8 protein-coding genes and 1 pseudogene are annotated in these 11,434 nt (G+C 41.6%); all 9 read left to right on the top strand.

Going from position 1 to position 11,434, the window contains the following annotated elements; all coding sequences use genetic code 11:
• Positions 1 to 512 (top strand): annotated as a pseudogene (locus F6K22_RS16340) (hypothetical protein); the annotation flags it as partial.
• 767 nt (positions 513 to 1,279) lie between these two features.
• Positions 1,280 to 2,749, top strand: coding sequence for a YCF48-related protein (locus F6K22_RS16335; RefSeq protein WP_293099752.1), 1,470 nt, complete (start codon positions 1,280 to 1,282; stop codon positions 2,747 to 2,749).
• 4 nt (positions 2,750 to 2,753) lie between these two features.
• On the top strand, positions 2,754 to 4,859 hold the full coding sequence (locus F6K22_RS16330) for a ferritin-like domain-containing protein (RefSeq protein WP_293099750.1): 2,106 nt from the start codon (positions 2,754 to 2,756) through the stop codon (positions 4,857 to 4,859).
• Between the two features lie 622 nt (positions 4,860 to 5,481).
• A complete protein-coding gene (locus F6K22_RS16325) occupies positions 5,482 to 6,774 on the top strand; it encodes an RNA polymerase sigma factor (RefSeq protein WP_293099748.1) in 1,293 nt (430 codons plus the stop codon).
• A gap of 105 nt (positions 6,775 to 6,879) precedes the next feature.
• Positions 6,880 to 7,293: a hypothetical protein gene (locus tag F6K22_RS16320; RefSeq protein WP_293099746.1), complete on the top strand. Its 414-nt coding sequence runs from the start codon at positions 6,880 to 6,882 to the stop codon at positions 7,291 to 7,293.
• A gap of 1,012 nt (positions 7,294 to 8,305) precedes the next feature.
• Positions 8,306 to 8,899, top strand: a complete 594-nt coding sequence (locus F6K22_RS16315; RefSeq protein WP_293099743.1) for a ribosome-inactivating family protein — start codon at positions 8,306 to 8,308, stop codon at positions 8,897 to 8,899.
• Positions 8,900 to 9,131: 232 nt separating this feature from the next.
• On the top strand, positions 9,132 to 10,097 hold the full coding sequence (locus F6K22_RS16310) for an acyl-CoA desaturase (RefSeq protein ID WP_293099740.1): 966 nt from the start codon (positions 9,132 to 9,134) through the stop codon (positions 10,095 to 10,097).
• A gap of 297 nt (positions 10,098 to 10,394) precedes the next feature.
• Positions 10,395 to 10,661 (top strand): acyl carrier protein, encoded by a 267-nt coding sequence (locus F6K22_RS16305; RefSeq protein WP_293099737.1) that lies wholly within the window; start codon positions 10,395 to 10,397, stop codon positions 10,659 to 10,661.
• Positions 10,662 to 10,712: 51 nt separating this feature from the next.
• On the top strand, positions 10,713 to 11,434 hold a 722-nt coding region (locus F6K22_RS16300; RefSeq protein ID WP_293099735.1), incomplete at its 3' end, for a class I SAM-dependent methyltransferase.

Raw genomic sequence — 11,434 nt, 5'->3', positions numbered from 1 at the left:
TATTAAATATTAGTAAAGAAATTCGCTTAAAAGGCTTTCAACTCCACGAAGCACAACCTTTATTGCAAGGCTTAACAGAAAAAGTTAGTAATCCAGAAACAGTCTTAACAGAAGTATTAGCTTGGACAAACGGACAACCTTTTTTAACCCAAAAAATTTGTAGAATTATACGCAACTATTCCACAACTATCCCCACCAATAATGAAGCCGAATGGGTAGAAAAATTAGTGCGAACCAACGTCATAGAAAATTGGGAAATACAAGATCAGCCAGAACATTTAAGAACCATACGCGATCGCATTCTTTATAGTACACAGCCAAGGAATAAACTACTGCAATTATATCAACAAATATTAGTAGAAGGCCAAGTAATGGCCATTGATAGTCCAGAAGAAAAAGAGTTGTTATTGTCAGGGTTGGTGGTAAAGGAAGAGAGAGTTATCAAAGTTTATAACCGTATATATGAATGGGTATTTGATCGTAATTGGGTAGAGATGGCCGAGCTTACTTAGGGGATAAAATTCCACAATGTGGCCGCTTAACGAAGTCAGAAGTTAGAAGTCAGAAGTCAGAAGTTATTTTTGTAACGGGGATTTTGAGCAACTCTCCAAAAATATTACGCCTTAAAAGGCGGGGTTTTAGACCCATATTATTTTGATAAATGAGGGTTTAGGTAAATTTCCGGGGACAATATAAAGTTGTCTAAAAAATCATATAAAGTTTATATGAAGTTGTCTAAAAAATCATATAAACTTTATATAAAGTTTTGGGGTTGTGTTTTGTTTTTGGTACGAGTATCGTTGGTAATAACTCAGAGAACAACATTCAAAAAAAGTATATTTTTTGTACAACTATTACGAAATTCTCTCAGGCTAATTTATTAGTAACTGTGAAGTATTCAGGGTATTAAGGTCTGAAAGCTGTCTTTCTCTAGTCATAGACATGACATCACTATCTTGCCCTTAAATGTGGTTTTAATTCTGTTGTCAAAAATGGCAAAATCCACAATAGCAAGCAGAACTTTTAATGTCGAGACTGTGGTAGAAAGTTTGTGTAATACCTACAAAATCAGTGATTGATACTGCTAAAAAGCTAATTTATAAGCTTGCTTAAAACTAGAAAAACTATAGTTAAGTGCCAAGTTATCTGGGTTCACGTTCACTGAAAATGAACTTAGGTCATTTCAGCAGCTTCCATAAAGGAAAAAAAGCCATTGTCCGGTTTTTTCTCAAATAATTTACAGTCGATTCCACTTATAACTCAAGTGAGGATTTAGAATATGAACAAAACAAACAATGACCATCGGTGGATAGCCACACCAGCACCATTGGCTAGTCGTTATGACGATATTTTTTTCATCACTCCTGATGTTGGTTGGGCTGTTAACGGGAATGGACAAATCCTAAAAACAGAAAATGGCGGAGGTCAGTGGCAGCTCCAAAGACAGTTAGATGGAGCTTACTTACGTTGTATTGGAATGACCACAGATGGTACACATGGTTGGGTTGGTTGCGTAACTCCAGGGAAACAACTCTACCGCACCAGTGATGGCGGTAAAACCTGGACTTTGGTAGATAACCTGCCCAAGAAATATATCAGCCAAGAAAAAGCCGATGCCCCCTCAGCCGTTTGCGGACTTTGGGTACTCGACAAAGACCACGTATTCGCAGCGGGAACCAACTACCCCGAACGACCCGCACGCTTCTTCAAAACAGATGATGGCGGTAAAACCTGGATTGTGAGGGATATGGAGGATCTAGCTTGCATTCTAGTGGATATCTACTTCCAAAACGACCAGATAGGTTGGGTTGTCGGCGGTCGTTCGGTTCGGCCTAACCCCCGTCGTGACGATGTTGTGCCGACAATCCTGAAAACAACAGACGGTGGCAAAAGTTGGACAGATATGCTCAAATATGAGAAGGATAAACCGTTAAATGTTCCATTAGGGGAATGGGGTTGGAAAATCCAATTTTTAGAGAACGATCCAGAGTTTGGGGTAGTTGCCTGCGAGAACCTGAAAGCAGGAGCAATTTTCATTACCGAAGACGGGGGAGACTCCTGGCGACGACAAGAAATTCGCGACGAATGTCATATGATTAATGAGAACCTGGAAGGCATTGGTTTTTGGAATCGTAATATTGGTTGGGTTGGTGGTTGGGGAGATGCAACCTTTGACAGCGGTCGCACTAGCGAGACAAGAGATGGGGGTAAAACCTGGATCGACATGACTGGCTCTTGGCCTAAACCCACTGACGGCTATCTCTGTCCCCCTCGTTGCAATATAGGTCAATATATTAACCGATTTCGCTTTGTTGGCCAAGATGAGAAACGTGTTGCTTATGCCTCCGGTAACACTGTTTATAAATACACCAATCAAGAGTTATACGAGCAAAAAGAAGGGGAAGTAGCTAGTAACCGCTTGCTCGGAGCAACGGAACTTAAAATCGCTGCCGATCGCGCACTTGTTCCCCTCACCATACCCGAGGGTGCAACAAGCTTATCTGTAGTTATCTACGATCGCTTTGCGGGACAAGTACGAACTTTGCTAGAAGAACAGAATCCCGCAGCAGGCGATCGCTCTCTCTCTTGGGATTTACGAGATGACAACGGGCAAAAGTTACCCCCCGGACAGTTTATGGTGCGCGTCACCTGTGATGGCTATGCAGAAAGCCGACTGATTTTTCCAGAACGCACTGGAACTCGAATCCCCTTAACTGCGAGTATTCCCCATCAACTTCGAGAGGATTAATGCAATGAAAAAAAACTACGATATCCCCCTAGAGGTTCTAGCTTGTCAACCGTCCTTAGAGGGCGAGACTGCGATCAAAACCCTTGACCTAGCAAAATTGCCCCTGAGTTTTGATCTCAAACGAAACCCGCGAGATGAAGCAGCCTTATTGTTGACGGTAGCAGCGGAAGTGGAACACGCTTTAATGGTTCAGTACCTCTATGCTGCCTATTCCGTGCGTGACGACCAAGAAAACCATGAGATAAAGGGACGAGTGAAATCGCTCTACCAGCGATTGGCTCAACTAGCACGGGAAGAAATGGGGCATCTGATGACGGTACAAAATTTGCTGCACCTGATTGGCGCTCCCCTAAATTTTGAGCGGGAACACTCCCCCTTTGAAAGCGAACTTTATCCATTCCGTTTCAAGCTCGAACCCCTATCAAAGCAGTCATTAGCTAAGTATATTACCGCCGAACGGCCTGCCGAACAGGGGGAGATTCCTAAGGAAATATGGGAAAAACTCCAAGAAATTGCCAAAACAGCTCAGTGTGCCAATGACAATCATCCTATTCAGCACGTGGGAGCAATTTACGAACGTCTGATCGAACTATTTGAGAAACCTGAAGAGGGACTCAAAGACGAAGATTTTCAGACAGACCGGATCGACCTCCAAGCCACCTGGGATGATTGGGGTTATGATGAGGGTTTTAAAAGTAATGATAAGAATGAGTCTCGACGAGTTTATGTGGATAGCTTTGAAGGCTCTCATCCGGAAACTGTACGCCAGGAAGCCGTCAAAGCTCTCAAAATCATTGCCGAACAAGGAGAAGGCTATGGCTCTGAGGTTGATTCCCATTTCGAGCGATTCTTTCAACTTTATAAGGATTTCAACAAGTTAAAGGATGAGGAGGTCGATTTTGTCTGGCCAGTGGCAACTAGCCCTAGTACCACACGACCGCGTTCTATCTTCGGATCTGCACTTGAGGAGTCTATTCGTGCCGCCTTTTGGCAGCGGGGCTATATAGCAAACCCTCGCGCCCGTAACTGGGGACATTTGTTCAACTTACGCTATCGGTTACTGCTGGCTTTTTTAATCCATTTCTTGAGAACAACGGGTGGTCGCTACGTATCTTCAGGGCCAGATAAAGGCGATCGCACTCCCCGTGGCTTTTTACTTTTATGGGCTTTCGATGAAATGCGCCATCTTAAGAAAATTGCCCAGAAAATGGTACGCCTGCCCCTAAAATCGCTGCCTGATTTTAGCAATAAGACAGCCGGTCCTCCTTTTCAGTTGCCCTATACCCTCGATCTAGCAGACAACGAACGCGATCGTTGGCGAGTTCATTTAGATGTCGTCCGAACTTCATTGTGCCTAGTGAAAAAAATGCTTCAACCTAGTTATGATGAAGAAGACCACTTTTTGCAAGATTTGAACGAGTCTGACACTGGACGCGAGAGCATTTTAGAGGCGTTGGCAGCAGGTCAGTCTATTCCTACAGATGCTCGGACAAAAGCTTTCCAGAAGGTGGCTCATATTCTGGAAGAATCGGTGAGAGGGTTTTCTATCGATGGTCACACCAATTTCTGGGCGGGAATCAATCGCGAGCAATTTGTGAAATTGCATATGTTTAATCGACCTTTCCTCAATCGCAATGAAGACGAGGACTGCAATTTAACCGCAGAAGGCTCGGAACTGGTAAGTCGATTAGAGGAGAGTTCTAGTAAAACTGGTAAAATGCCCCGCTATCGACCGCAAGTAGATAGTTCCAGACAAGAATTTGTCCGCGAGTGGGTTGACAAACAAGCACCAGATAACGAGCAACAAGGTCAGATTGGTGTCCACCACGAACGAGAACCCAATCTCGATCCCCTTCCCCCAAGGCAAGCATACCGACAATCCGATGGGGTGGGTTACAACATAGATATCAGGCCACTCTTTCGAGATTTCGATGTAGAAACTCTGCAACAGTTAGACAGAATCAATCTTGATGATGTGGAAAATGTCCGAGCAAATGCGGAAAAGCTTCGAGAAAGACTGAACAAGGGTTCTCTTCCTTATGATGCTTGTTGGTCTGACGATCGAATAGAGCTGTTTAATCGCTGGATAGATAGCGAGATGAAAGACTAAGATTGCAAATGAGAACCTGCGGTTGCTGCATTCGAGATAACTGTTGCGATCGCCCACTTGTCCGATTTGAATATGTACGCGATATAGCTGCCGCACTTGCTCCGCCAACGCAATTCCAATATGGGTAATATTCCCTCTATGGCAACTATTATTTACGTTCGCGCAGCGTGGTGTCAGCAGTATCGCTCTTCTGTTAGTTCCTTTGGTTGGTGTTGGCAACTATAATAATTGCCTTCCCCATCATATTGAGTGGATACAATAATTTGATAGCAAATCACCTTAGATATTGACCAAAATAAATGCTCAAAATCAGTCAGAGATTATTTTTTAGTTTTGACTAAGAAGTTGTTTGAGAAGTCATCGATCCCCCTAAATCCCCCTTAAGAAGGGGGACTTGACCTTGTATTTCCCACCTTTTCAAGGGGGGGGTAGGGGGGATCTAAATCAAAATTCATACTTTTCAAACAAGTTCTAAGGCAAAGTTGGTATTAAAAATAATTATCTTTATTTATAAAAAAAATCTACTTAAGCAGTTGACGTTGACTTCACGGTAGCTATCGGATCGTGTTGCAGCAAAATTAAAACACTGAAAACACTTTGAAAACCCCAAATTAATTGATATATGGTTCATCTCAAGGCCGAGAAAAAAGGAAAATTAACAGACCCGATCCCAGGAGGTCAAACTACAGATGAGGGAGGAAGTATGGCGATGTTAGCGACCTTGACTCCCGCTCCTGTGGCAGCCGCTCCTGGAAAAGGCAAAAATCCTCAGAAATTGGAGAAAGAGGATATAGAAAACGAGTTTTGGCAGGTATGGTGCGACCATCGAGACCGACTTTATCGCTGCTGTCTGAGGTTGATGAACTCTAACCATTCAGATGCAGAGGATGCTCTGAGTGAGGCCATGCTGAAAGCATTGAAAATGGTGCGGAAGTTCGCGGGGAAAATTGCTAATTTGCCTGCTTGGTTGATGACTCTGACTCGAAATTTATGTCTGGATCTAATCCGCAAACGTTCTCGGAGTGCTGTGGGTGTTGATGATATAGAGTGGGTAGGCGATCGTGGAGAAATGGGGGTTGCCTCCGCGGTGGAGTTGCCGGAGCAGGTTTTGGAGAAGGATGAGAGGTCAGTGGTGATTCGACGGGCGATCGCTTCTTTGCCCGAACGGATGCGGGAAACTTTTATTTTACATTTTTATCAAGAGCTTTCTTATCAGGAAATTGTCGAGCGGCAAGGAATTTCCATAGATTGTGTTTACAAGCGCATCTCCCAAGCACGGAAAAAGTTGAAGGAGATTTTGAGCCGTTATTTCATTCATTTTGATGGGTCGGTATTGGGCACAGGGAAGAAATTAGGGGAAAGCAATAGGTCGTGCGAGAAACAGGAAGATTTAGCAAATGTTTCGGTGCAGGAGATATCGGCAACTCCTGGGGTGTCTGGGGAAGAGCAGAAGCGGGAAGAGTCGGAAGTTGTGAGTGCGGATATTGCCCCCGAAAATTCTCAGGGGTTGGAGACTATGACGGTATTGGTGTCGGAAGAGTGTGTAGAGGTGGATGAGGCCGAAAAATCTGAGTTGGTGGATGGTGCAGGGTTGTCGTTGGGTATGGTTGAGGAGAAGATAGGCGAAGGGGCAAATGTTTGTGGTGAGAATGTGCGGTCGCGGATGATGGGAGTTATGTTGTCGGGTTTGATGGGGGATGTGAGATGGACAGGATGTGGGGAGGCTCCTTTTAATGAATGGTGGCACAAGGGGTTGATGTGGAAACAGAGCAGTAATGGCGGAGAACTCCTGAAACAGAGTGTGGTCAAAAAGCTATCGTTTCTTAACTCCCAGCCAAGCTTACTTGACTATCTAGGACAATTAAAGAATTTCACATATTTATTAAATCTAACAGAGAAAAGCCCATTAGATTAAAATATCCAAGAAAAGTCAGGAAGCATACATATCAATCGTCAATAGGGAGAAGGCGAAACTGAAATAGTTTAGTCAATAAGCTGAAATGAAAATGGAGATAAAGTAATGAGGAAATTAAGTAAAGCCATAATAGCAGTAGTGATTGCGTTTTTGGTAAGCCTACTGACCCCGATCCAAGAAGCCCATGCACTAGAGTTCGGTGTACAGCAAATACCAGTATCCAGGGATACTCAGGATTGCGTGATTTATATGGATAAGACATGCGAGTATACATTTCCTAATGGTCAGTTTGACTTTTATTTTACTGGAACACCAAGCCTAGCGGAAGAGCACGACGAGATAGGAATTCGTGTTGTAGAAGACGATTGTGTTTGGCATGAGACAGGCAAGGCATCGATTTATCTGCAACGTGGAATACAAGATCAAGACATGAACTTACAATGTGATGCAAAGCGGACTAAAATAAACCTAGAGACATACTGTATTCACGGAAGGGCAACAGTAACTGCTTACCGTTAATTATGCGGTATTTGATAAATCAAGAAGGAGTATGTGGGTGTAACTTGATGACTGAGAGATAGGAAAGTGCAGACCAGAACGTGAAACTTATGGGGACGAAAAGTCAGGATGGAGGCAAAAACCTTTACTCCAACCCATCCAATCAGAACCCTTTTTAATGTAACTGCACTTATCAATAAAATCCACCAGATGGTAAGAGTATTCCTTAATGGTTCTTGCCATCTCCTTTTGCTCCCCAACTCAGAAACCTGCTCGAAAAACCGTTCCACGTACTATGACTGAGATGGTAAAAGCGAACAAAAAAATCAAAGAGTAGACCAAAAAGGAAAAAAGCAGCAACGAATATAAGAAAAATGGAGAGCAAGAAATGAGGAAATTAAGTCAAGTCATAATAGCTGTAGTGACAGTGGTTGTGATGAGCCTAGTGAGTCAGATACAGGTTGCCCATGCCGAAGAAACGATAATGTCCGGAGTGAGGCAAGAGCTCAAAGTAGAAATAGAAGCATCATGCGTGCTAGATAAAGATTATGAATGCAAATATGATTATCCAGGTAGTCAGAGTAACTTTTTTTATCATGGAAAACCGAGTATGTCGGAGGGAAATGATATAGGAATACATGTGGAAGATTCCGATTGTACATTCCAGAATGATTCCGACACATATTTTCTGTCTCCGGGGGAATCAGATCAAATATTATACTTAAATTGTTCCTCCCCAAGGGAAACTATACATCTAAGTGAGTCCGATAAATATGGACAGGCAGTGATAACTACTATCATCGAGCAGCTATAGATGGGTGTGTCTCGGTACAGGAGAGTAAGGGACGGCACGGACTCGAAAATTAGGGGATGAAAAGTGAGTGAGGCGATCGCCTCTTGTCCAACTCTTCCTAATTCAACTCTCTGAACTCCACTCCTAACCCAAATCAACCAACGGCGATCGCCTGACTCAATGCGACTCGCCGTTTCCAGAATAAAAAGTATAATAGAACTCTTGGTATAGAATAAGTAAATGGCAACTGTCTCAATACGCTTTAAACATGGCGGTGCTTACAATTCTGACATAAGAAGTCTTCGCGATCGAATCAGGGCTAACGGAACATTACTCAATTGTCTTGAAATTTTGATTATTCATCCACAGGCTTCAGATGCACAACCTAGTTTCTTTATTAATTTAGCTTTTCAGGCTAATCCACAGGAACCGCCAGCCAATGCTTCTGTATATACAGTAGCATTTAAAAACCAAAACAATGTTATATATCGTTTTGACATTAACCCTCCTCCTCCTTGGCAGGGAACTTGTAACCTTAAAGGAAAAAATTTGGCCCAAGATGGCTCTTATGCAAGCCTCGGCTATCCTAATCCTCCTTTCCCAGAAATTACAAACAATAATCTAAAAGATGCTGTGAACAAGGTTGCCAGCTATAATGGTTGCCAGCTCGACTCAGAAACAAAACGTGCTTTGACTCGCCTGATTATAGCAGTGAACGAAGCTATACGGTTTCGAGAGGTGGAAAATGGTATTGCGCATATTCTTAGTCAAGATAGATCTTATGAGCCAGATTGGGATCTAATTCATAATTGGGGAGGTCATACCCTTGGTTAGAGAAATTCATAGCAGATTATGTATGGTTTGTAATGACTTCCTCTAGTCTCTAGTAACTCAACCCTCGGTACTCCACTCCTAACCCAAATCAACCAACAGCGATCGCCTGACTCAATGCGACTCGCCGAAACTAAAAGAAAAAGGGGTGGTTGGGTAAAAAAAGTCAGAAAAAGGGAAAAAGACCAGTCTAATAATTGTCAACTATCAGTACCTACCACCGATATCCCATTTTATGTCAATATTAGATCAAACGACCGAATTAGAAATACAAGAAGAAAGACTGTATAGAAAAAGAATAACCATCGAAAGCGATCGCCTGAAAAAAGCACAACAAGTTCATGCTTTAGCGATTAATATCATTCCTTTACTAGGTTCCATCACTGCAATAATAACCGCGTTTTACTGGGGTATTAGCATAGTAGAAGTCGGGCTATTCCTAGTTATGTACATTCTGACTCTTCTGGGAATTACTGTTGGTTTCCATCGGCTATTTGCTCATGGTGCTTTTCAAACCCATACTCCTGTTAAAGTTATTTTACTAATACTTGGTTGTATGGCTTTTCAAGGTCCTGTAACTTATTGGGTTAGCAATCACAGACGTCACCACCAGTACAGCGATCGCCAAGGAGACCCTCATTCCCCCTATTGCTCCGAAGGTGGCGAGCAATACTTTAGTCAAATTCAAGGGTTATGGAATGCCCAAATTGGCTGGATGTTCACTCACAAAATCACAAATACTTTATTATTTGCTAAAGATTTACTTCGGGATAAATCTATTGCAAAAATCAACGAACTTTACTACGTTTGGGTAATGATTGGAATTGCCATTCCTACTATTTTAGGAGGCATATTAACGGGAACTTGGAAAGGCTTATTATCAGGATTTTTATGGGGAGGTGCGGTACGTCTATTTTTGTCGTACATCTTTACAAATAGCATCAATTCCATCACTCATTTATATGGTACTCGTCCTTTCAAGACTCGCGAGCAAAGTACAAACAATATCTGGCTAGCTATTCCTACTATGGGAGAATCTTGGCATAACAATCATCATGCTTTCCCTAATTCTGGCAAATTTGGTTTAAAGTGGTGGCAGATAGACTTTGGCTATTGGGCGATCCGCATTTTACAATTTATGGGATTAGCATGGAATATTCAGTCTCCTACTAGAGAAATGATAGAAGCTAAAAAAAGTTAAGGCGTTGCTGAATTAATGGATAATTGATAATTGATAATTACCTCTAGTTAAAACCCTACGGGAATTGAATATCAGGAAATATCCTAGCACTTTTTTCTCCTTAATAAGGAGAAGCTTAAAACCAGAATTATTTAATTAATAATTATTCGGTAAATTCCTAATTCATCTTTTCTCCCAACCTACAATTTATCCCCCGCTCTATGCAACATCAAAGTTAATTCTTTGAGGTATGAGTCTCCAAGAAAAAACTCATAACTACAACACCAGTAAACTAATAATTAAGATTAAAACAAAAAAATGCAAACTCAAACTTATCAATTGACACAGGCAGAAATTCAAGAGTGGTTAGTCTCTTACTTAGCTGAAATCTTAGAGATAGATAAAAAAGAGGTAGATATTAAAGAACCATTTATTGACTACGGCTTAGATTCAACATCAGCAATTGTAATGACTGGAGACATAGGAACTTTTTTCGGTCTTAACATAGACCCTACAATACCATACGATTACCAAACAATAGAGGCTTTAGCTAAATATTTGGAGGAGCAAAAAAAAGTGGCATAGACTCAAAGAAAAGCAAGCAAAACAAATTAAACCCAGGAAAATTCAATAAAAATGACCAATGTAAAAACCAAAAATCCCGGCACTTCTTTTGAAGCTCTAAAGTATCATTACGATATTAGCAACAGTTTTTATCAGCTTTTTCTAGGCCAGAGTATGGTATATTCCGGTGCGCTTTGGGAAGAAAATGAAGGTGATGAATCTTACGAAATAGCACAAATCAGAAAACTGGATTTTCATATTAATCAAGCTAGGGTTAAAGATGCCAAAAGAGTATTAGAGATAGGATGTGGTTGGGGTTCTCTTTTGAGACGTCTAGCTGATACTTATAAAGTTGAACGTGCTGTAGGAATAACTTTAAACAAATCTCATGCTGAAATGAGTGCTGCTCTTAATCATCCTAATATAGAGGTATTTCTTGAAAGTTGGGCCGAGCATTCTCCAGTAGAGCCTTATGAGGGGATTATTTCCATAGAAGCATTTTCACATTTTGCTAAATTAGAAATTTCTGAAACTGAAAAACTGGAAGTTTATCGTTCTTTTTTCTCGAAATGCCATTCCTTGTTAAAACCCGGTGGTTGGATGTCAATTCAAAGTAATGCCATACATGAGAATTCAACAAAAAAAGATATCAGTCAATTTTTTGCTGAAGATATTTTCCCTGAATCTGATTTACCTCGCTTATCAGAGATGATTCAAGCTAGCAAAGGAATTTTTGAAATAGTAGCTGTCCGGAACGATCGCGAAGATTACGTCCGCACCTTAAAAGTTTGGCA

This window comes from Okeania sp. SIO2F4, from assembly GCF_010672385.1.
Classification (GTDB): Bacteria; Cyanobacteriota; Cyanobacteriia; order Cyanobacteriales; family Microcoleaceae; genus Trichodesmium.
The sequence above is the reverse complement of the archived record's forward strand: the minus strand, read 5'-3'. Positions and strand labels throughout refer to the sequence as shown.

Excerpts from the sequence above, each read along its gene's own strand:
- F6K22_RS16335 (WP_293099752.1), top strand. The coding sequence starts at position 1,280 with ATGAACAAAACAAACAATGACCATCGGTGGATAGCCACACCAGCACCA.
- F6K22_RS16310 (WP_293099740.1), top strand. The coding sequence starts at position 9,132 with ATGTCAATATTAGATCAAACGACCGAATTAGAAATACAAGAAGAAAGA.
- F6K22_RS16320 (WP_293099746.1), top strand. The coding sequence starts at position 6,880 with ATGAGGAAATTAAGTAAAGCCATAATAGCAGTAGTGATTGCGTTTTTG.
- F6K22_RS16330 (WP_293099750.1), top strand. The coding sequence starts at position 2,754 with ATGAAAAAAAACTACGATATCCCCCTAGAGGTTCTAGCTTGTCAACCG.
- F6K22_RS16325 (WP_293099748.1), top strand. The coding sequence starts at position 5,482 with ATGGTTCATCTCAAGGCCGAGAAAAAAGGAAAATTAACAGACCCGATC.
- F6K22_RS16305 (WP_293099737.1), top strand. The coding sequence starts at position 10,395 with ATGCAAACTCAAACTTATCAATTGACACAGGCAGAAATTCAAGAGTGG.
- F6K22_RS16315 (WP_293099743.1), top strand. The coding sequence starts at position 8,306 with ATGGCAACTGTCTCAATACGCTTTAAACATGGCGGTGCTTACAATTCT.